A 21,112-nucleotide genomic window follows, 5' to 3' on the forward strand; every position below is an offset into this window, starting at 1 on the left:
GCCTCGCCCGCACCGGCATGGCAGGCGTGGATGTGGATCTCGGTGCCGCGCGCGTCCGGCCAGGAGCGGTCGAGCAGCGATTGCGCGTCCAGCGGCTGGGCGCCGATCAGGACCCGTCCCGGCTCGCCATGGGCGACCAGATGCAGGACGGACGGGCGGGCGGCGAGAGCCGCGGCCAGCACGGCGTGGCCATCGTCGGCGGCGGAGACGAGCGTGACCTGAACGCCGGGGCGGCGGTGGCTGAGCAGCCCGTCGAGATCCTCAAGGCCAGCGTCCGCGATGATGACTTCGGTCAAGGGAGACTCTCCGTGGATTTTGTTGTGATCGTTGGGATGCCAGATCGCCTCCTTCGCGGACATTGGGAAGGCGGCGACATCCTATGACATGAATTTTGATGGTATATTCCTGCAATCCTCTAAGAAGAAATAATCCAAGCTCCTCCGTATTACCATGATCCGCCAAAAGACAAGCCCGTCTGAAGTGAATTTATCAGTCGCATATTTTTGGTTTTATTGGCGACACCCTGATAATCCGGCGCTTCCGGAAGAGGGGCGGGAGGGGCTAGCCCCCTTCCTACTCCGCATTTTCGAAGGGAGGGGAAGGGCGGATGGCCGTCACACGGATGCACCCGCTCTCCTTTCGCGGTACGCCCAGCCCCCTTCGGCGCCCCGGTCGTCGCACCGCCTTCCGGCAGAGGCGGCGGCCCAGGACGGGTGAACTCCCACACCGGTTTCCCGGTCTCCACGGGGAACGGCGCGGCGCGACCTTGTACGGCCTTGTGCGGCGGGGCCGGTCTGGCGTTTCTATGCCATGCCCGGGGATTGGGCCCGGGAGATTGGGCCTCGTGGATCAGGCTGGCGGATCGGAGAGGAACGCGATGGAGCGGGTGGACTGCGTGGTGGTGGGGGCCGGAGTGGTCGGGCTGGCGGTCGCCCGGCGGCTGGCCCGCGCCGGCCGGGAGGTGGTGATTCTGGAAGCGGCCGACGCCATCGGCACGGGCACCAGCTCACGCAATTCGGAAGTCATCCACGCCGGCATCTATTATCCCACGGGAAGCGTCCGGGCGCGGCTGTGCGTGGCCGGACGCGACGCGCTGTACGCCTATTGCGCGGCGCATGGAGTCGAACACAAGCGCATCGGCAAGCTCATCGTCGCCACCGAGGAGGCCCAGTTGCCCAGGCTGGCGGCCATCCAGGCGCAGGCCGCAGCCAACGGGGTGGACGACCTGCGCCGGATCTCCGCCACCGAGGCGGCGGCGCTGGAACCCAACCTGCGCTGCGTCGGCGCCCTGCTGTCGCCCTCCACCGGCATCATCGACAGCCATGGCCTGATGCTGGCGCTTCGGGGCGATGCGGAAGAGGCCGGCGCCATGCTCGCCCTGCTGAGCCCGCTGGAGCGCGCCCACCGCGCCGCCGACGGCTTCGAGCTGGAGGTCGGCGGGGCGGAGCCGATGCGCATCGCCTGCACCACCCTGGTCAACGCCGCCGGGCTGGACGCCTGGGCCGTGGTGCGGAACCTGGGCGGTTTCCCCGCGAATCGGATTCCCCCGCGCGTGCTGGCCAAGGGCAACTACTACGCTCTGGCCCAGGGGCGCTCCCCTTTTTCACGTCTGGTCTATCCGGTTCCGGTGGAGGGGGGCTTGGGCGTCCATCTGACGCTCGATCTTGCCGGACAGGCCCGCTTCGGCCCCGACGTGGAATGGCTGGGCCCGGAGGATTACGACCGCATCGACTATGCGGTCGATCCCCGGCGCGCCGACAGTTTCTACGGCGAGGTCCGGCGCTACTGGCCGGGCCTGCCCGACGGCGCCCTCGTCCCGGCCTATTCCGGCGTCCGCCCGAAGCTGAGCGGCCCCGGCCAGCCGCAGGCCGATTTCCTGATCCAGGGGCCGGAGGCGCACGGCGTCCCCGGCCTCGTCACCCTGTTCGGCATCGAATCGCCGGGCCTGACCTCCTGCCTCGCCATCGCCGACGAGGTGGCGGCGCGGCTGGCCTGAGCCCCAGCGCTGTCACCCGGCCCCGTGCGCGGTCCCCTTGCGGGCGAAGCTGAAATGCTTGTGGCCGATGTAGCTCGAGAACACCGGGACGACGACGCCGATCAGATGCGCCACGTCCTCGGGATGGAAGGTGAAGCCGACGGCGGGGAACAGGTATTCGGCAAGCCCGACCGAAATGAGCCAGACCTGGGCTGCGGCCACCATGTTGACCAGGGCGAAGCGTCCGTACTCTTCGGCCCAGCTCCGGCCCGAACTCTTGAAGACGAACAGGCGCGACAACAGCCAGGCGGTGGTCATGCCGCACAGATAGGCGACGATGACCGCCCAGCGGTAACTCATCGTCGACATCAGGAGATAGCGGGAGGCCACGTTCACGCCGGCGGCGATGCCGCCGGTCACCAGGAAGCGGATGAATTGGCTTTCCCGCAGCCGCTGGATCACGACACGCGCTCCGCCATCTCCCTGGCGATGCGCACGCTCTCGGCGATGCCGCGATCCTCCGGATAGTAGGAGGAGGTGTCGGCGATCTGCAGCCCGCCGATCGGCGTGACCACCGGCGGCACCATGTCCAGGAAGCCCGGCGGGCAGACCGGCTGGGCATATTTCAGCCGCCCCACCGCCGAGGCCGCAAGGTCGGCATCGCCCAGGTCGGGGTTGACCATCTTCAGGTAGCCGAAGGACTCGTCGATGAAAGCTTGGTCCGGCTGGGTGAACTTCGGATTGTCCTGCGGCATGTAATAGGGGACGAAGACCACATGGTCCTTGCCCAGCGGCCGCAGGTTCGAGAATTCGATGATGCCGGGAATCGCCATCCGGTCGTCGTTGGTGTTGAGCCAGAAGTTGCGGGTGACCGGCTTCTTGAGCTTGTGGATCACGCAAACGACGCCGATGTTGCGCAGCGCGGCGTAGCGCTCCTTCAACGCGTCGGGCAGGCCGGGGATCATCGCGGGAATCAGCGGCATCGGCACCGTGCTGATGGCGGCGCCGAAGGGCCGCCGCTCGCCGCCGGCGACGATGCCGGTGACCTTGCCGTCCTCGACCTGGATCTCGCTGGTCGGGCAGGACAGGTGGATGCGCCCGCCCATCGCCTCGATGCGCTCGACCAGCCGCCGGACCAGGGTTTCCGACCCGCCTTCGATGTAGCCCAGCTCCTCCTGGAACATGCTCCGGCGCGAGGTGCCGACGCGCTTGATGCGGGTCCAGATCCAGGCCGCCGAGATGTCGTGGCTGAGCTCGTAGAACTTCAGCGTGAACAGCTTCTCCCACAGCACCGTCCAGGCACGCTCGCCGCCCCAGGCACGTACCCAGTCGTCGGCGTGCACCCGGTCGAGCGGACGCCAGTCCGTCCGCTTGGTGGACAGGAACATCTGCGCGCCGTAGCGCAGCTTGGTGAGCAGATCCAGATGCGGGAAGCGCAGCAGCGACAGCGGATCGCCCCAGGGGTGCAGCCGGCCCTGGTAGAAATAGCCCATGTGGGTCGGCCGCCAGCGAATCGCGTCGGCGATGCCCAGCTCTTCCATCAGCGCGAAGGTCGGCGCGTCCGCCTTGCACAGGAAATGGTAGAAGCGCTCGATCGACAGGCCGTCGAAGTCGAAATGCGCGGCCATTCCGCCCGGACGGTCGTCGGCCTCGAACACCTCCACCCGGTGCCCGGCCTTCAGCAGATGGTAGGCGGCCGCCAGCCCCATGGCGCCGGCGCCGATCACGGCCACATCGGTCATTGCGCAAACACTCCCTTGGAACTCGCCCTTAAAATTCGAGGACCACGTCGGCGTATTCGCCGGGGCCGTAGGTCTTGCGCACCGCCTCTTCGAAGGGGGTCGGCGGGACCTTGAAGATGTCCCACCAGGGGATCAGCTCGAAATCGTCGGGGGTCGACAGCGCCTTCAGCTGCTTTGTCGTGAAGGGCGGGTTCTTGTCGACCACCGCGTAGGTCTTCAGCAGGAGCCAGAACAGGCCGTAGGGGATGGTCAGGACCGTCGCCCGGGCGCCGGTCGTGCGCTTGATGGTGCGGATGATGTCGATGTAGTCGATCTTCTCGCGCCCGGTGATGTTGTAGGCGCCGCCGTTCGGCCGCGTCTGCAGGCAGGACAGGATGATCCGGCAGAAATCCATGACGTAGAGCGGCTGGCGCATGTAGCGCCCGTGACCGGGGATCGGGAACACCGGCATCCGCTTCATGAAGCGCGACAGCCAGCCGAGATGCTTGCGGTCGAACCAGCCGAACATCAGCGTCGGGCGGAGCACGCAGTGGGCGAGCCCGCTTTCCACCACCAGCTTCTCCTGCGCCTTCTTCGTCTCGGTGTACCAGTCGCGCGCCATGGAATTGACCACGGAGGAGCTGATGTGCGCGATGTAGGGCACCTCGTGCCGGCGGCAGGCGGCGAGCGCCCGCTCCGTCGAGACGATGTTGTTGCGGTTGAACTCCTCCTCGATCTCGCCGCCGATCTGGGCCTGCAGCATGACCACCGCCGCCGCACCCGCGACGCAGTCCTCCCATGGACCGGCCTCGGCCATGTCGGCCTCGATCAAGGTCACGTCGGGGTGCAGCCGGCGCAGGATGGCGCTGTTGGCCGGGTGCTTGTCCACCACCACGAGGTTGGTGAAGCCCTGCTGCTTGAGCAGCACGACGAGGTTCTGCCCGACCAGACCGGCGCCGCCGAACAGGACCAGCTTGTCGTCCGGCTTCACGAGAGAGGTGTGCGGCACGCTGTTGGACATGGGGGAGGTGGCCCTCAAAGCCGAGTTCGTTGGAAGATCGCATCCGGCACGTGGCGGATGACCAGCATGATCCAGCGCCAGAACCAGGGGGTGTAGAGCACCGCCGGGCCGCTGTTCAAGGCCTTACGGATGTCACGCGCCACGCGGTCGGGCGTGGCCCACAGGGGGCCGCCCTTGGGCAGGGCCGCCGTCATCGGCGTGTCGACGAAGCCGGGCTCGACCAGCGTCACCGCTACGCCCTTCGGCCCCATGCGATGGCGCAGCCCTTCGACGAAGACGCGCAGGCCGCCCTTGGCGCTGCCATAGACGTAGTTGCTCTGCCGTCCGCGGTCGCCGGCCACCGAGCCGATGACGGCGATGGCGCCGCGGTGCTGCACCTCCATCGCGTTGGCGAGGTGGGTGAGGATCGAGGCGGGGCTGAGGAAATTGCCGGTGATCTCCGACAGGGCCAGGGCGGAGTCGCCCTCGCAGGCCCGCTGGTCCGACAGCGTGCCGTGGGCGATCAGGGCAGCGTCGATGCCGCCCAGGCTGGCCCAGGCCCGCTCCACCAGGCCCTTGTGCAGCGCCGGGTCGGCAAGGTCGGCCACGGCCGTCTCCACCGCCTCGGCCCCGCGGGCCTGCAGGTCGCGGCGCACCGCCTCCAGCTTGTCGGGGTTGCGGCCAACCAGGAACAACCGGGCACCTTCGGCCGCGAAGAGACGCGCGGTGGCCTCGGCGATGGCCGAGGTCGCGCCGAAGATCAGGACACGCTTCATGATGTGGATTCTTCCTCGTTCGCTCTCGCCCCCGGTCCCGCCGGCTCCCCCGCGCCACCGACCCGCCGCCAGAAGCCGGAGGAGAAGCGAGGATCGACGTGCCGTGCGAATTCCTCCAGCCGCGGGTAGCCGCGCCGGAACGCCCCGGACGAGACGGCCCCGTCCTTGGCCGGGTAGACGCGCCCGCCCGCCTCTCCGGCGATGCGCTCCAGACGGTCGAGCAGGCTGTGCGTGCGCGGCCCGTTGTTGGGCAGGTCGAGCGCCAGAGTCGCCCCCGGCATGGGAAAGGACATCAGGCCGGGCGAGGGCCGGTCGCCCAGCGTCTTGAGCACCGCCAGGAAGGAGGCCTCGCCCGCCGCGGAGATGGTGCGCATCAGCTCGCGCACGGCATCCCGCGCCGTCGCCTTGGGCACGGCGCACTGGAACTGGTAGAAGCCGCGCCGGCCGTACATGCGGTTCCATTGGCCGATGGCGTCAAGCGGGTAGAACACCGGGTCCCAGGGCAGCACGCGCCTGACCGGGCGCGGCGGCGCCTTGCGCCAGTAGAGCGCGTTGAAGGCGGCGATGGACAGGTGATTGAGCGCGACGTTGGGCAGCTCGACCGGCATGGAGAAGCGCGGTTCGAACGCCGCCGCCCCGGCCGGGCCGTCCGCCGGGCCGTCCGCGGTGTGGCGGGACCGCGAGAAGATGCCGCGGCCGAGCCGGGGGCCGCGCGCCAGGCAATCGATCCAGGCGACCGTGTATTCCCAGTCGGCGACCGACTCCTCCGCCAGGTCATGGAAGGCGTCCAGATCGCCGTAGCGGATGTCCTCGCTCTCCAGCCATGGCCCCGGCACCGGCTTCAGCTGGATGCGCGCCGACAGGATCAGCCCGGTCAGGCCAATCCCGCCGATGGTGGCGGCGAACAGCGCCGCGTTCTCGTCCGGCGCGCAACAGAGCAGGGTGCCGTCGGAACGCAGCAGTTCCAGCGACAGCACATGGTTGCCGAAGCATCCCGCGCCGTGGTGGTTCTTGCCGTGCACGTCGTTGGCGATGGCGCCGCCGACGGTGACGAACTTGGTCCCCGGCGTGACCGGCAGGAACCAGGAGCGCCCCGGCCGGTTGCGCCGGTCGAGCAGGCGCAGGATGTCCGCCAGCGTGACGCCGGCCTCGCACTCCAGGACACCGCCGTCGGGATCGAAGGCGATGAAGCGGTCGAGCCCGCGCATGTCGATCAGGCAGCGGCCGGGGTTGAGGCCGCTGTCGCCGTAGGAGCGTCCCATGCCGCGGGCGAGCAGCGTCTCGCCGGGCGGGAGCGCCGCCAGGGCGGCGGCGGCCTCCGCCCGGCCGGCCGGCCGCGCCACCCGGTGCGGAGCGCGCACGATGCGCCCCCAGGACAAGGGACCGGTGCCGTCGCGGAAAGGACCGCCGCTGTGAAGGGAGGAGGACATCGCAGGCTTCGGCCGCCTCACAGGAAGTTGGCGAGCAGGACGGACACCGCGCAGAGCGCACCCAGGAGCAGCGACAACCGGTCCCTGACGGCGAAGAGCACGGGATCGTCATGCATCTCGCCCCGCCCCGCGAGCAGCCAGGCACGGCCCAGCCAGTAGCCCAGGATACCGCAAATCAGCCACAGCCACTCCGGTGTGCGGTAATGCCACATCGGCGACTCCGCATCGGTCAGGAAGGCGAAGAAGACCAGGGTGGAACAGAAGCCGCTCGCCGCGCCCATGCTCATCAGCCATGGCGCGTCGTCGGTCCGGTAGCCGCGTCCGGGAATGGTCTTGCCGCCCTGCTCCTTCATCACGAGGCACTCGCTGTAACGCTTGATACAGGCCAGGCTGAGGAAGAAGAACATCGAGAAGGCCAGCAGCCACGGCGACATCGCGGTCCCCACCGCGGCGATGCCGGCCACGATGCGCAGCGTGAAGAGAAGCGCCAGCACCAGCATGTCGAGGATCGGCTTGCGCTTGAGCCACAGCGAGTAGGCCAGCGTGATGACGAGGTAGGCGCCGGCCGCGGCGGCGAAGGCGGAGGGCAGAAGCAGGAGCAGGACGCCCACCACCGCCGCGATCGCGGGAATGGCGAGCAGCCCATGCAGCGTCGGCAGTTCGCCCGAGGCCAATGGACGGTTGCGCTTGGAGCGATGCTGGCGGTCGGCCGCCAGATCCAGCAGATCGTTGACCAGATAGGACCCGGACGCGAGCAGCCCGAACACCACGAAGGCGAGCAGGACCAGAGCCACGTCATGCAGACTGAAGATGCGTCCGGACAGCAGGAGCGGCACGAACAGCAGGGTGTTCTTGGCCCACTGGTGCAGGCGCAGGGCCCGCATCCAGGTCTTCGGGCCCGCCTGGGGCACGTCGAAGGAGGTCGCAACCGTCACCGACGGCGACAGGAGGCGGCCCAGCGCCGCGGTGCGGCCAACCAGAACGGCCGAGCGGCAACGCTCCCAGATGACGACGTCGTGCTTGCCGTCCCCCGCATAGGTGAAGCGCGGCCCGAACAGCCGTTCGATGGCGGCGAGCTTGGCGGAACCGGCGAGGTTGGTCGCGCCGTCGCTGCCGGCCACCACGTCGAACAGGCCCTCGCAGCGCGCGGCGACGCGCTGGACGAGCCCTTCGTCGGACGCCGAGATCAGAGCCAGCTTGCGGCCCTTCCTGCGCTCTTCCCAGAGCCAGGCCAGAAGCTCCTCATGGATGGGCAGGCTGGCGATGTCGGGCTGGACCCGACGCGCGATCTCGCGCTTCATCACCGCCTTGCCGGCCAGGAGCCAGAAGGGCAGCAGGAAGACGCACCACGGGCGGTGCCGCAGCAGCAGGATGACGCTTTCGTAGAGAAGATCGGTGCGCAGGAGCGTGCCGTCGACGTCGACGACGAGCGGCGGAACGTCGTCCTTCAGCGATCGGTGCGTATCCGCCATCTCACCGGCGTCGGAACGGGTGGACATCACCACAGACAGGGCCGTGATCCTTTTTGGAGCGCATTGGGAGAAAAGGGTGCGAAATCCCGGTGAAAGTCGCAAAAACAACCCGCGATGTCAAAGCGCCCCGCGTGACGGTTCGGAGTCATTCGTCCGACAGGTCCAGCCGGACGCGCCGGGCGGAGGCGGGAACGGCCGCCCGGATCACCGGGGCCTCGTCCTCCATCCGGCTGCGATACAATGCCTCGGCCGCGTCCGGCGCCAGGCCGCGCCGCGCGTATTCGCGCAGGATACGCTGGTGGCGGACCACCTCGTCCGTCTCTACGGCCAGGGCGTGGAGCCGCCTCCCGGTGCCGGACAGCGCCCCCGTCAGCGCCTCCGTCAACGACAGGGCGGCCACGCCCTCCACCACCAGCACCGCGCCGGCGGGAATCTCCAGGACCTCGCGGTGGCGGGCCGGGCCGCGGGCCTTCTTGTCGTAGACGGGGACCTCCGGCGTCCCGCCGCCGGGGGCCGCAACCAGCCGCCCCATCACGGCGGCGAGTTCCGCCATGTCGTGCCGGCCGAGAACCCCGTCCTGCCGCTCCGCCGCCGGCCGCAGCCAGCGGTCCGTGGCGATCACCGCCGCGGCGAGACCGCGGGCGCGCAGGCTTTCCGCCAGCCCGGCGGCCAGAGTGCTCTTGCCGCCGCGCGCCAGCCCGCCCACGACGACGACGTCGCCGGGCGCGACGTCGGCGGTCAGCTCGGCGCAGCGGGCCAGCAGACGCGGATGCCCGTCGAGGATGAAGTCCACCGCCGCCGACAGGTCGGGAAACACGTAATCGGGAACGGCGCCGTGGCGGGCGTCCAGTCCGCCTTCGCCGGTTTCCACCAGAACCGCGCGCAGGCCGGCGCGGCGGGCGGTCATCATGTCCACGGTGGTGTCCCCGACCATCCAGGAGCGCGCGGGATCGACGTTCAGCTCGGCGACGGCCCGTTCGATCATGCCGATGGCGGGCTTGCGGCAGTCGCAGGCGACCTTGAGTTCCGGCACCTCGCCTAGGAAACCCCGGTCGGGGTGGTGCGGGCAGTGATAGATGCGGTCGAGATAGGCGCCGTCCCGGCCCAGCAGGGTTTCCATCTTGTTGTGGATGGCGGTCAGGCCGGCGGCGTCGCAGTCGCCGCGCGCCAGCACCGGCTGGTTGGTCACCACGATGGCGCGGTAGTCGGAGCGGTTGAGCCGGCGGATCGCCGGACCGACGCCGGGCAGCAGCTCGAACCGGTCCGGGCTGGCGATGTGGCCGCCGTCGAGGTTGATGGTCCCATCGCGGTCGAGGAACACCGCCGCCTGCGGCACGGACAGGCTGGCCCGCGCGATGCGGCCGGAGGTGAGGTCGCCGCACACCTTGTCCAGCCGCGCCGGGGTGCCGCAATCCTTGATGTATTCCGGGCTGTTGTAGGCCTGCAGCGTCAGCCCGCGCTCCAGCATCGCCGGGAACAGGTCCTTGCCGAAGTCCAGCATGCCGGGCGTGCCCCGCCACGGCTCCAGCGCCGCCCGGCGCACGCAGTAGAGCGCGGCGTTCACCAGGTTCGGGTAATGGCGGTCGGGATCGTGGGGGTAGGGGTGGAAGGCCGCGATGCGCCCGTCCTCCGCCGCCTCCACCAGATCGGAATCGTGGGGATGGTCGTTGGGATGGACGAACAGCGTCGCCGCCGCGTCGGGCCGGGCGCGGTGGAAGGCCACGAAGCGGTCGAGGTCGACCTCCAGCATGGTGTCGCCGTAGATGACCAGGAACTCGTCGGCCAGACGGTCCAGGATCGCCAGCGTCGCCCCGGCGGTGCCGCGCGGCTCGCCGTCGTCGATGCAGGCGATGTTCAGGCCCCAGTTGTCGCGGCGGGCGCAGAAATCGACGATGTGCTCCGCCGCGTGGTTGACCAGGATCAGGATGTCGTCGATGCCGTGATGCTTGGCCAGCAGGATCTGCCGCTCCAGCAGCGGCATGCCGACGATGTCGATCAGCGGCTTGGGCAGGCCGCCCAGACGCTCGCGCAAGCGGGTTCCCTTGCCCCCCGCCAGAATGACGGCCTGCCGCATGATCTCCACTCCTTCCTGAGAACGCCCGGACTTAAAGCGGATTGCAATCCGCGTTGGACCGCGACCGCGGTCCCGGCCGCACGTGCGGCCGGAGCCCGGCCGGCACATGAGGCCATATGAGTCTAAAGCGAATGAAAATTCGCTTTAGAAGGACTGCTCGACGATCTGGCGCACCGCCAGCCGCATGGCGGCCTGGGAATCCAGACGGGGCGCCCAGCCCAGCGTCCGCAGCTTCTCGGTGGAGTAGGCGAACTTCGGCACGTCGCCGACCCAGCCGCGGTTGCCCTCGCCGAACTTGATGCGGGCCTGCGGGGCGGCCACCGCCACCACCTCCTCGGCGATGGAGCGCACGGTGACGCCGTCGTCCTCCGGGCCGATGTTGTAGAAGGCCAGCTTCTCCGGCGCCTTGTCGCGGATGAAGATCATCGCGTCGATCAGATCGTCGCAGTGCAGGTAGGCCTTCTGCTGGGTGCCGTCGCCGAACACCTCCAGCTGGTCCGGGGTGGCGCGCAGCTTGTGCACGAAGTCGTAGATCACGCCGTGGGTGGCGGGGATGCCGATGACGTTGGGGAAGCGGAACAGCAGGGCGCGGTCCAGCCAGCTTTCCACCGCGGCGCTGATGGCGACCTCGGAGGCCAGCTTCATGGCGCCGTAGTTCGAGATGGGCAGCAGCGGGCCCATGTCCTCGCGGATGCGCTCGCCCTTGAAGTCGCCGTAGATGGCCGAGCTGGAGGCGAAGGCCAGCGTCTTGATGCCCAGCTCCTTCATCACCTCAAGCGTGTTGAAGGTGGTCATGAAGGTGTCGCGCAGGTCGACGTTGGCGTCGGCGATGCCGGCCGGAATGTCGGAGTTGGCGGCCATGTGCCAGACCTCGGTCACCGGCTCGGCGGCGTGGACGCGGGCGAGCGCCGCGCGGTAGGCGGGGAGGTCGGACAGATCCAGCGTCTCGAAGGCGAACAGCGGGTTGCCGATCAGCCCGTCGAGATTGCTTTCCACCCCCCGGCACAGATTGTCGAAGCCGACCACCCGGTGCCCTTCCGCCACCAGCCGGCGGGCGATGTTGGAGCCGATGAAACCCGCGACGCCGGTGATGAAAATCGTCATGGCGAACCTTTATCCGGTTGGTTTGGGAAAAATCAGGAGACTGTTTCCAGGATGGTCCCGCCGGCGACCCCGTCGTTCGGGACGATGTCGAGATTGACGGCTTGGCGCAGCACCTCGGCGTAGCCCACGACCATCTCGGCGAAGCCCGGCTGGCCGTCCAGCACCGCGCGGCTCTTGGAGGCGAGGCGGCGGCGCAGGGTGTCGTCCTCCACCAGCCGGGCGGTGAGGCCGGCCAGGGCCCCGGCGTCGCCCGCCGGGTAGAACAGGGCGTTGACGTCCTCACGCACCAGCTCGGGGATGCCGAACACCGGGGTGGTGATGATGGGAAGGCCGCAGGCCATCGCCTCCACGATCACCCGCGGCGCGCTTTCGATCAGCGAGGTGCACACCGAGATGTCGGCGGCGGCGTAATAGAGGAACGGGTCGTCCACCGGCCCGGTGACCACCACGCGGTCGGCCACCGCCGCCGGCAGGCGCGCGATCTCCGCGGCGATGGCCTCGCCATAATCCGCTTCCCCGACCCGGCCGACCAGATACACGCGCAGCCGCTTCTGCACCGCCTCGGGCAGCAGAGCGAAGGCCTTGACCATGTCGATCTGGCCCTTGCGTCCGCAGACGGTGCCGACGATCTCGATCACCAGCTCGTCGTCGGCCACCTGGAGCCGGGCGCGGGCGTCGGTGCGGCTCCAGCGGGACACCTCCTCGGCCAGACGCTGCGGCGGGATGCCGTGGCGGATGACCTGGAAGGTGCGGCGGCTGTCCAGCGCCCGCCAGCTGCGGCGCGTGGCCTCGGCCACGTAGAGCACCCGGTAGGCCTGGGCGAAGGCGCCGTAGGCGGCGGCGCGGAGAACCGGCGGCAGATGGTCGAAATAGGTCTCCCACGGCTCGCTCTCATGCTGGCACCACAGCGCGGGCAGCCCGGCGCGGGACGCGGCGGTGACGGCCCAGAAGCTTTGCAGCGTGTTGGCCACCACCACCTCGGCCCCGGCCTGCTTCAGCCAGGCGCCCAGCGTGTTGTGCGCCCGCTCCAGGGTGGGGCCGTCGTGCACGCCCTGGAGCGGCGGGTGGGGAAGGATATGGACGGCGATGCCCGCCGCCTCGTAGACGGCGCGCAGCGGACCGTCGGACGGCGACAGCACCTGGGCCGACACCGCCCCCCGCTCGACCAGCCCGATGGTCAGGTCCATCAGCGTGGCCGGGGCTCCCTCATGGTTGAGGTTATGGGTCACCATCACGGCCCGCACCGGGCCGGTCCGCCGGGTCTGCGGGCGCACCGTCGCCGGCTCGAAGCGCTCGTTCTCCAGCGACAGGTTCGGGTTGTACCAGCGGTCGTGCCAGTCGCCGTACAGGCGGCGGAAGTTCACCCGCTCCTGCGGGTCGTCCCTGAAGCCGCGCGACTTGCCCTCGAAGTGGAACAGCTCGGCGGTGGAACAATAGACGCAGGTCCGGCCCGCGCGCACCACCCGGTAGCTGTAGTCGACGTCGTTGTAGGCGACGGCGAAGTTCACCTCGTCGAAGCCCCCCAGCTCCTCGAACAGGGCGCGCGGAGTCAGCATGCAGGCGGCGGTGACGCCGGAATATTCCCGCGCCGTCCTCACGAAGCCCATGTAGCCCCAGTCGTGGGGCGGGTTGTTGCGGAAGGCGTGGCCGACCAGCCCCTCGTGATAGCCGTGGACGATGCCGGCATGCTGGATGGTGCCGTCCTCGAAATACAGCCGCGCCCCCACCGCGCCCACACCCGGCATGCGGGCGTAGCCCATCATCTGGCTGAGCCAGCCGGGGGTGATGACCTTGGTGTCGTTGTTGAGGAACAGCACGTAGTCGGCCGTGCAGCGCCGCACCGCCTCGTTGTTGAGGTTGGCGAAGCTGAAGCGGCCGCCCGGGCTCGGGATGCGCTCCACCCGCACCCGCGGGTTGGACCGCAGCGAGTCCAGGTAGGCGACGGCGGCCGGGTCGTCGCTCTCGTTGTCCACCACCAGCACGTCGTAGTCGCGGTAGGTGGTCTGCTCCAGGGACTCCAGGCAGGTCTTCAGGTAGCCGGTCTGGTTCTTGGTCGGGATGACGAGGGTCACCGACGGGCCGTGGTCGGGAAACCGGATCTCGAACATGCCGCAGCGGGCCGCGGCGGCCCAATCGGGATGGATCACCCGGACGTCGGCGACGCCGCGGCGCGCCATCGCCTCCTCCACCGCGCGGCGGCCGGCCTCGATGCTGGCCGGCTTGCCGTCGGCCGACACGGCGGTCGATCCGGGCGCCGCGCGCCAGTGGTAGAGGATCTTCGGCACATGCCCGACATGGCGGGCCAGCTCGGTGGCGCGCAGGGCGAAGTCGTAGTCCTGGGAGCCGTCGAACGGCTTGCGGAAGCCGCCCAGCTCCTGGAACAGCGACCGGCGCACGCTGAAGACGTGGCCGAAATACATGAAGGACAGCAGCAGCACCGGCGACCAGTCGGGCTTGAACTGCGGGGCGTAGCGCCGCCCCTCCATGTCGATCTTGTCGTCGTCGCTGTAGACGATGTCGGCGTCGGGATGGTCGGCGTAGTAGAGCGCCAGCTCCGCCAGGCAGTCCGGGGTGATCAGATCGTCGTGGTCAAGGAAGGCGACGATCTCGCCGCCCGCCATTGCCACGGCGGCGTTGGTCGCGGCGCTGATGCCGCCGTTCGCCGCCAGCCGGGTGACCTTGATGCGCGGGTCGCGGGCCGCCGCGGCCGCCAGCATCGGCGCCACATGGGGCGACGGGCTGCAGTCGTCGGCCAGGCACAGCTCCCAGTCGTCGTACACCTGGGCCAGCACCGCATCCACCAGCTCCCCGAAGAGGGCGGGGTCGGTGTTGTAGACCGGGGTGACCAGCGAGATCTTCGGCGTCCGCCCGGCCCGCTCGGCCAGGGCGGCGCGCAGCTCGGCGACATCGGCCCGGCTCAGCCGGTTGACCGACATCCAGGCCTCGTAGGGGGCCAGAGGCTCCGGAGCCTGCCAGCCGCCGGACCCGGCGACCGGCTTGGGCGCACGGCCTTCGGCCTTGCCGGAAGTGAGATAATGGAGCAACGGGTTCACCCCGGTCCGCGCCACGTCGGGATTGCAGGCGAGGTACCAGTCGGTGTCGAAGCCGGGGCCGGGATCGCGCCCTTCCGCCGCCCCGGTCTGCAGGTAATGGATCAGCGGGTTGCAGCCCGCCGCCCGCACGTCGGGGTAACGGCCGAGATACCAGGCGGTGTCGAACAGCGGGTTGGGGTCGCGCCCCTCCGCCGCCCCGGATGTCGCGTAGTGCACCCAGGGGTCGGCGCCGGCGGCGCGGACGTCGGGATGGCGTTCCAGGTACCAGGCGCGGTCGAACAGCGCGCCCGGATCGACCTCCGGGACGCCGGTCGGTCGGAGCTTGCCGATCAGGCGACGCCAGGCGCTGCGCGGCCCATGGCGGCGCAAATGGTCCGCGGCGGCGGCCAAGCGTCCGGGGATGGTCTGCGGCCGGCTGGCCAGGACCCGGACAACCCGCAGGCCGGCCCGGGCGGCGATGCAACCCTTGCCCTTCAGCCGCCGGGCGCGCGCCGTCCCCCAGCGCAGGCCGGCGGTCAGGCGCCAGGAGGAAGAGCCGTGGACGGCCGCCAACCGGGCCTCCAGCTCCCGGATGCGTCCGTTCAGCCGCTCGACCTCGGGGTACAGCAAGCCCAGCTGGCCGTCGCGCTCCACCACCATACCGGTCAGGCGATGGACCTCCGCCTCATGGCCGGCCCGCATCCCGTCCATCGCCCCGTTCAGGCGCTCGATCTCCGCATACAGCTCGCCCAGCCGCCGGTCGCGCGCCGCGATCTCGTCGCCGAGCGTGCGCATCTCCGCCTGATGGGCGGCCGCGGTGTCGGCGACGACCCGGTTCAGGCGGTCGATCTCGGCGTAGAGGGCGGCGAGACGGCTGTCGCGCTCCACCACCATGTCGCTGAGGCGCCGGATCTCCGCCGTTCCCTCATCCAGCAGGCGGGCGCGCTCCTGCGACCACAGCCGGTCGAACAGGCCGGCCCCCAGCCGGGCGAAGAAACGCCGCACCGTGGCCAGCCGCTCGGGCGACGGCGCGACCTCCTCGATCAGCCAACGCAGGCCGTCCGGCATCGGCTCCCCGCCGACATAGGCGACGCCCAGGCCGTTGGAGTGGTCGAAGGCGAAGGTGGGATAGCGGGCCGTCACCTCCTCCCACAGCTTCCAGACGCCGAAATCCCGTTCGCGCACGTTGATGTCGTGGAACAGCACCAGGCCACGCGGGCTCATCTTCGGCAGCCAGCTGTCGAAGTCGTGCTTCACCGCGTCGTAGGTGTGCAGGCCGTCGATGTGCAGCAGATCGACGGAGCCGTCGGAAAAGTAGGTCAGCGCCTGATCGAAGGTCATGCGCATCAGGCGCGACATCCCGCCGTAGAGCCGGTCGTGGTCGGCGGCGAGCGCGTCGTGGATCTCGTCGCCGTAGTAGCCCGCCTGCGGATCGCCCTCCCAGGTGTCGACGGCGTAGGCCTTGATCGGCAGGTCGCAGGCGACCGCCGCCTGCAGGAAGGCGCAGTAGGAATTGCCGGTGTGGGTGCCCAGCTCGACCAGGCAGCCGGGGCGGGCCTGCTCCATCACCCAGAAGGCGAAGGGGATGTGACCGACCCAGGGCGGCGGCCAGACCAGCCGTTGGGGTTCGGCGCAGACCACCGCGGACCGGAGGAGATGGGCGATGTCGTCGTTCAGACTTGCCGGCATGACGGGCTTTTCCGTTGGTAAGGCGGTGTCGGCGCGGAATCGTAACGGTAATCGCGGCGGCGCGACCGGCGTTTCCCCGGGCCGCCCGTTCCCCGCGGCCCGGCGATGTTCAGGCCCCTTGGTTGCGCTGGTAGAAGATGATGGCGCTGCCCTGGCGGTCGAAACCCATCTTGATGCGGCGCAGGCCGGGCAGGGCCGCCGCGATCGCCTCGTGCCGCTCCTTGGGCGCGTACAGCATCAGGAATCCGCCCGCGCCGGCGCCGAGGATCTTGCCGCCGGTGGCCCCGGCGGCGCGCGCCGCCGCGTACCAATCGTCGATGTCGTCGGTGCTGATGCCCTGGGTCAGGCTTTTCTTCAGCATCCAGTTCTCGTGCAGGATCTCGCCGAAGACCGCCTCGTTGTTGCCCTGGATCTCCGCGTACAGGTCGTAGGTCAGCTGCACCATGCGGCGCAGGACCTGTTGCTTGTCCGCCTGCCGGTCCACCTGCTCCGACTGCTGGGCCAGCAGCTTGGAGGCCGAGCGGGTGATGCCGGTGTAGAACACGAGGATGCTCTCCTCGATGGTCTGCAGGGTTTCGGGCCGGCAGATCACCGGCGTGACCGCCACCCGGTCGTCGGGGTGGAACTCGATCAGGTTGAACCCGCCGTAGGCGGCGGCGTACTGGTCCTGCTTGCCGATCGGTTCGCCGCAGCGGTCGATCTCGATGTGGCAGCTGTCGGCGCCCAGCGTCTCCTTCGACACGTAGCGCCCCTGGTAGGCGTTGAGCGCGTGCAGCAGCCCGACGGTGAAGGAGCTGGAGGAGCCCAGCCCGGTCCCCTTGGCCGGGATGTCGGCGATGGTCGTGATCTCGATCCCGCCCGCCAGCGTCAGGTGCTCCATGCATGCCCGCACCAGCTGGTGCTCGATCTCGTCGATGCTGGAGACTTCCTCGGTCCGGGAATAGGCGATGCGGATGCCGTCGTCGAATTTGCGGTTGACGTTCACATAGATGAACTTGTCGATGCTGGTGCTGAGCACCGCGCCGCCATAACGCCGGTAAAAGCCCGGAAGATCGCTTCCGCCTCCGACAAAGCTCATGCGCAGGGGGGTCTTGCTGATGATCATGAGGCGAAACGGTGTCTGTTCCCTGGGGGGCGGGCATTGCGTGCGGACGGCAGGACCTATACACCGACGCATCCATCCCGTAAACGTCTACCCGGCGGGGCGCATGTTACAAAGGCGCGCTCCGGCGTCGCAGAAAAGGGCGTCGCAGAAAAGGCCGGGGCTTCGCGGCGTCGGGTCCGGTTCTCCGCCGGTCGCCCAGCCCGGTGCAAAAAGAACGACGGTACAAAACACTAGAGCACGAATCCGTTTCTGCTCTAAATTCCGCGGCCATCGGCGGACGGATCGCCGGTGATTGCCGCCGAAGCAAGCGCAAGGGTGAATTGAGAGTGATCAGCGGACAATCGATCAAGCCCGCATCCATCGGGCCGTTGGCCATGATCCGCGATCTGTGGGCCCACCGCGTCCTGATCGGCCGGCTGGCCCGGCGCGAACTGATGGCCCGCTATCGCGGCTCGATGCTGGGCATGGTGTGGGCGGTCCTGACCCCGGTGATGATGCTGGCGGTTTACACCTTCGTCTTCCGCACCGTGTTCAAGGCCCGCTGGACCACCGACGCGTCGGGGGGCGGCCACGGCGAGTTCGCGCTCCTGCTGTTCGCCGGTCTGATCCTGTTCAACGTGTTCGCCGAATCCGTCAACCGCGCGCCTGGGCTGATGCTGGAAAACGTCAGCTACATCAAGAAGGTCGTGTTCCCGCTGGAGATCCTGCCCGCCGTGGTGTTGGTGGGGGCGCTGTACAACGCCGGGATCGGCCTCGTGGTCCTGGCTCTGTTCTACGGGCCGGTGTTCGGGGTGCCGCCCTGGACCGTGCTGCTGACCCCGCTGGTGGTGGTGCCGTTGGCGCTGCTGACACTGGGGGTGTCGTGGTTCCTGGCGTCGGCCGGCGTGTTCCTGCGCGACATCCGCCAATTCATCGGGGTGGCGGTGACCATGCTCATGTTCCTCAGCCCGATCTTCTACCCGGCGTCCGCCATCCCCGAGGAGCTGCGGTCGCTGCTGGCGCTCAACCCCCTGGTGCCGATCCTGGAGCAGGCGCGCGGCCTGCTGTTCTGGGGAACGCTGCCCGATTGGGGGCCGTGGCTGCTGTCGGTGGTCTTCAGCTACGCCGTCGCCTGGCTGGGCTACGCCTGGTTCGTCAAGACCCGCAAAGGCTTCGCCGATGTCGTCTGAGATTGCCATTCACGCTGCCGGGCTCGGCAAGGCCTACGCCATCTTCAAGAAGCCCCAGGACCGCCTGAAGCAGATGCTGGCCCGCGGCCGGCGGCGCTATTACGACGAGTACTGGGCGCTACGCGGCATCGATCTCACCGTGCACAAGGGAGAGACGATCGGCATCATCGGCCGCAACGGATCGGGCAAGTCCACCTTCCTGCAGCTGGTGTGCGGCACGCTGACCCCCACCTGCGGCACGCTGGCCGTCAACGGCCGGATCGCGGCGCTTCTGGAGCTGGGGGCCGGCTTCAACCCGGAATTCACCGGGCGCGAGAATGTCTATCTCGCCGCCTCGGTCCTGGGGCTGAGCAACGAGCAGATCGACCAGCGCTACGACGCCATCGCCGCCTTCGCCGACATCGGCGACTTCATCAACCAGCCGGTCAAGCTCTATTCCAGCGGCATGTACGCCCGCCTGGCCTTCGCCGTCGCGGCCCATGTGGACGCGGACATCCTGATCGTCGACGAGATCCTGGCGGTCGGCGACGCGGCGTTCACCCAGAAATGCATGCGCTTCATCCACAAGTTCCGCGAGACCGGCACGCTGTTCTTCGTGTCCCACGACACCGCCCAGGTGGTCAGCCTGTGCGACCGCGCGGTGTGGCTGGACCGCGGCCAGGTGCAGGAGATCGGCCCGGCCAAGGACGTCTGCTATCACTACATCGCGGACCTGCACAGCGAGCGCGACACCTCCAACGCCTTCCGCATCGGCGGCAACCGCGCCACCGCCCCGGTCGCGACGGCCCCGGTCAGGGACCCGCGCAGCGAGCTGCTGAAGTCGTCCCAGCACCGCAACGAGATCGAGATCTTCGATTTCAATGACGAAAGCCCCTGGTTCGGGGCGCAGGGCGCGCGGATCGTCGGGATCAACCTGCTCAACACCCAGGGCGAGGTGCTGCCCTCGCTGGAGGGCGGGGAGGAGGTGGTGCTGAAGGTCACCTGCCAGACCCAGAAGGAGATCAACGGCCCCATCGTCGGCTTCTACGTCAAGGACAAGCTGGGCCAGAACCTGTTCGGCGACAACACCTACCTGACCTACCGCGGGCTGCCCGTCACCGTGCCGGCGGGGCGGAGCTTCACCGCCTCCTTCCGCTTCCAGCTTCCCTACCTGCCGACCGGCGACTTCGCCGTCACCGTCGCGGTGGCCGAGGGCACCCAGGACGACCACGTCCAGCACCACTGGCTGGACGACGCCATGTTCTTCCGCGTCCATTCCAGCCACCTGATCCGCGGCCTGATCGGACTGCCCATGCACGACATCGCGCTGGAGGTGGACGGCGTCCGGATGCCGGGCTGGGAGGAATGACCCACTCTCCACGCCAAATCCCTTTGTTCCTTGAATCAATGAATTGGTATGGATTTAAGGAATATGATGATGGCCATTCGGTTTTTTGACGCGGGAGCGAAAAATTGAGCTCGGATAACCCACCCAAGCACCAATACAACGGAATTCAGGTGCTCCGTTTTGTTGCCGCGTCGATGGTCACAATTTATCACAGTTTTATTTATTATGACAATTTGAGCGGAACACCCATAAAGTTTCATGATTATTTCGACCCCGGACTTCTATCGCGAGGAGTCGCGATCTTCTTCGTGATTTCGGGTTTCATCATGGCGATGTCGGCCGAAAGACTATCCATCGGCAAATTCCTATGGCATCGCGCTCTGCGCATTTACTTCGGGTACATCGCCGCCATCGCGATCGCCGTTGCCGCCAAGACAGCGGTGTTCGGCTCGTACCCCATGCAGCTGATCTCCTTCAAATCGGTTTCCTTGCTGCCGTTCGGAGAGATCGGCTATCCCCTGGGCGTCGAATGGTCCTTGGTTTATGAAATCGCCTTCTACGCGGTGATCGCGGTTCTCATCGCGCTGCGCTATCCGGCTGTGCGCATTGCCGTGATGCTGGTCTGGATGGTGGCCATCATGGCCTTCGGCGGCGAGTCCACCCATCTGTTGCCGAGTGCGTCCCAAATCCTTCTTTCACAGTACAATCTGGGCTTCATCGCAGGCTATTTCTGCTGGCATCTGAAAGGAATGGGAGTCGGTCGTTTCCGCGACTTCTTCATTCTCGGCATTACCTTGCTGCTCGGGGACCTGATCATCACTTGGCCCTTGATGCGGGAACTTTTCGTCGTGGCTGGCGCATCCCTTATCGTGCTTGGCGCATCGGATCCCCAGTTTAGTGGGCGCTTCTCCGCCGACCATGCCCTGGTGCGTTGGGGCAACGCGTCTTACGGCCTCTACCTGATGCACGTGACCATCCTGGGATGCGTCTACGCCGGCTCTGGGCAGCACGGCCTCGGCATTTATCTGACCGGTCTTCTGATGGCTCTGGCGGGCGGAATCTTCTTCGGTTCCTGCGAATTCACGCTCTACCAGCGCCTGAAACGGCTGATCGACACCCGCAGGAAACTGGTCGCCACTCCGGCGGTGGTGGACAAAAAGCCAGTGACCCTTTGATGTGGGAATGCCGCATCTTCATGGTGAAAAGGGCTGGGATTTCCAGGCCATGGACCCGAGGGT

Annotated in this window: 15 protein-coding genes; 4 read left to right on the forward strand and 11 right to left on the reverse strand. The window is 68.2% G+C overall.

Features of this window, described 5'->3' with window-relative positions:
- On the reverse strand, positions 1-296 hold a 296-nt coding region (locus H0B54_RS15310; protein ID WP_188261042.1), incomplete at its 3' end, for a DUF4347 domain-containing protein.
- Positions 297-805: 509 nt separating this feature from the next.
- Here H0B54_RS15310 and H0B54_RS15315 point away from each other — a divergent pair.
- Positions 806-1,996, forward strand: a complete 1,191-nt coding sequence (locus tag H0B54_RS15315; protein ID WP_188261043.1) for an NAD(P)/FAD-dependent oxidoreductase — start codon at positions 806-808, stop codon at positions 1,994-1,996.
- 12 nt (positions 1,997-2,008) lie between these two features.
- Here the strand turns inward: H0B54_RS15315 and H0B54_RS15320 are convergent, their stop codons facing one another.
- The 10 genes from H0B54_RS15320 to H0B54_RS15365 form a co-directional block, all read right to left on the reverse strand.
- Positions 2,009-2,437 carry a GtrA family protein gene (locus H0B54_RS15320; protein ID WP_172428566.1) on the reverse strand — a complete coding sequence of 143 codons (429 nt, stop codon included), beginning with the start codon at positions 2,435-2,437 and terminating at the stop codon, positions 2,009-2,011.
- Positions 2,434-3,717, reverse strand: a complete 1,284-nt coding sequence (locus tag H0B54_RS15325; RefSeq protein ID WP_188261044.1) for an NAD(P)/FAD-dependent oxidoreductase — start codon at positions 3,715-3,717, stop codon at positions 2,434-2,436. The genes H0B54_RS15320 and H0B54_RS15325 overlap by 4 nt, the downstream gene beginning before the upstream one ends.
- Positions 3,718-3,745: 28 nt before the next feature.
- Positions 3,746-4,717 (reverse strand): NAD-dependent epimerase/dehydratase family protein, encoded by a 972-nt coding sequence (locus H0B54_RS15330; protein ID WP_188261045.1) that lies wholly within the window; start codon positions 4,715-4,717, stop codon positions 3,746-3,748.
- 14 nt (positions 4,718-4,731) lie between these two features.
- On the reverse strand, positions 4,732-5,472 hold the full coding sequence (locus H0B54_RS15335) for an SDR family oxidoreductase (protein WP_094305504.1): 741 nt from the start codon (positions 5,470-5,472) through the stop codon (positions 4,732-4,734).
- Positions 5,469-6,902 carry an FAD-binding oxidoreductase gene (locus H0B54_RS15340; RefSeq protein WP_188261046.1) on the reverse strand — a complete coding sequence of 478 codons (1,434 nt, stop codon included), beginning with the start codon at positions 6,900-6,902 and terminating at the stop codon, positions 5,469-5,471. The genes H0B54_RS15335 and H0B54_RS15340 overlap by 4 nt, the downstream gene beginning before the upstream one ends.
- A gap of 17 nt (positions 6,903-6,919) precedes the next feature.
- Positions 6,920-8,401 carry a UbiA family prenyltransferase gene (locus H0B54_RS15345; protein WP_188261047.1) on the reverse strand — a complete coding sequence of 494 codons (1,482 nt, stop codon included), beginning with the start codon at positions 8,399-8,401 and terminating at the stop codon, positions 6,920-6,922.
- 118 nt (positions 8,402-8,519) lie between these two features.
- Positions 8,520-10,448: an HAD-IIIA family hydrolase gene (locus tag H0B54_RS15350; RefSeq protein ID WP_188261048.1), complete on the reverse strand. Its 1,929-nt coding sequence runs from the start codon at positions 10,446-10,448 to the stop codon at positions 8,520-8,522.
- A 144-nt stretch (positions 10,449-10,592) separates the two neighbouring features.
- Positions 10,593-11,552 (reverse strand): NAD-dependent epimerase/dehydratase family protein, encoded by a 960-nt coding sequence (locus tag H0B54_RS15355; protein WP_188261049.1) that lies wholly within the window; start codon positions 11,550-11,552, stop codon positions 10,593-10,595.
- A 32-nt stretch (positions 11,553-11,584) separates the two neighbouring features.
- Positions 11,585-16,273: a glycosyltransferase gene (locus H0B54_RS15360; protein ID WP_188261050.1), complete on the reverse strand. Its 4,689-nt coding sequence runs from the start codon at positions 16,271-16,273 to the stop codon at positions 11,585-11,587.
- Between the two features lie 109 nt (positions 16,274-16,382).
- On the reverse strand, positions 16,383-17,351 hold the full coding sequence (locus H0B54_RS15365) for a GHMP family kinase ATP-binding protein (RefSeq protein WP_211109389.1): 969 nt from the start codon (positions 17,349-17,351) through the stop codon (positions 16,383-16,385).
- A gap of 353 nt (positions 17,352-17,704) precedes the next feature.
- On the opposite strand from H0B54_RS15365, the gene H0B54_RS15370 reads away from it, so the two are divergent.
- The 3 genes from H0B54_RS15370 (at position 17,705) to H0B54_RS15380 (ending at position 21,049) form a co-directional block, all read left to right on the forward strand.
- Positions 17,705-18,547 carry an ABC transporter permease gene (locus H0B54_RS15370; protein WP_343068952.1) on the forward strand — a complete coding sequence of 281 codons (843 nt, stop codon included), beginning with the start codon at positions 17,705-17,707 and terminating at the stop codon, positions 18,545-18,547.
- The gene (locus tag H0B54_RS15375) at positions 18,537-19,895 is read left to right on the forward strand and encodes an ABC transporter ATP-binding protein (protein ID WP_094305496.1); all 1,359 of its coding nucleotides are present in this window, start codon (positions 18,537-18,539) and stop codon (positions 19,893-19,895) included. The genes H0B54_RS15370 and H0B54_RS15375 overlap by 11 nt, the downstream gene beginning before the upstream one ends.
- Positions 19,896-19,999: 104 nt before the next feature.
- Positions 20,000-21,049, forward strand: coding sequence for an acyltransferase family protein (locus H0B54_RS15380; RefSeq protein ID WP_188261052.1), 1,050 nt, complete (start codon positions 20,000-20,002; stop codon positions 21,047-21,049).
- The last annotated feature ends 63 nt before the right edge of the window (positions 21,050-21,112 follow it).

It is taken from the genome of Azospirillum tabaci (assembly GCF_014596085.1).
Classification (GTDB): domain Bacteria; phylum Pseudomonadota; class Alphaproteobacteria; order Azospirillales; family Azospirillaceae; genus Azospirillum; species Azospirillum tabaci.

Coding starts and splice junctions, on each gene's coding strand:
- H0B54_RS15315 (WP_188261043.1), top strand. CDS start 806: ATGCCATGCCCGGGGATTGGGCCCGGGAGATTGGGCCTCGTGGATCAG.
- H0B54_RS15325 (WP_188261044.1), bottom strand. CDS start 3,717: ATGACCGATGTGGCCGTGATCGGCGCCGGCGCCATGGGGCTGGCGGCC.
- H0B54_RS15330 (WP_188261045.1), bottom strand. CDS start 4,717: ATGTCCAACAGCGTGCCGCACACCTCTCTCGTGAAGCCGGACGACAAG.
- H0B54_RS15335 (WP_094305504.1), bottom strand. CDS start 5,472: ATGAAGCGTGTCCTGATCTTCGGCGCGACCTCGGCCATCGCCGAGGCC.
- H0B54_RS15340 (WP_188261046.1), bottom strand. CDS start 6,902: ATGTCCTCCTCCCTTCACAGCGGCGGTCCTTTCCGCGACGGCACCGGT.
- H0B54_RS15345 (WP_188261047.1), bottom strand. CDS start 8,401: ATGTCCACCCGTTCCGACGCCGGTGAGATGGCGGATACGCACCGATCG.
- H0B54_RS15350 (WP_188261048.1), bottom strand. CDS start 10,448: ATGCGGCAGGCCGTCATTCTGGCGGGGGGCAAGGGAACCCGCTTGCGC.
- H0B54_RS15355 (WP_188261049.1), bottom strand. CDS start 11,552: ATGACGATTTTCATCACCGGCGTCGCGGGTTTCATCGGCTCCAACATC.
- H0B54_RS15360 (WP_188261050.1), bottom strand. CDS start 16,273: ATGCCGGCAAGTCTGAACGACGACATCGCCCATCTCCTCCGGTCCGCG.
- H0B54_RS15365 (WP_211109389.1), bottom strand. CDS start 17,351: ATGAGCTTTGTCGGAGGCGGAAGCGATCTTCCGGGCTTTTACCGGCGT.
- H0B54_RS15375 (WP_094305496.1), top strand. CDS start 18,537: ATGTCGTCTGAGATTGCCATTCACGCTGCCGGGCTCGGCAAGGCCTAC.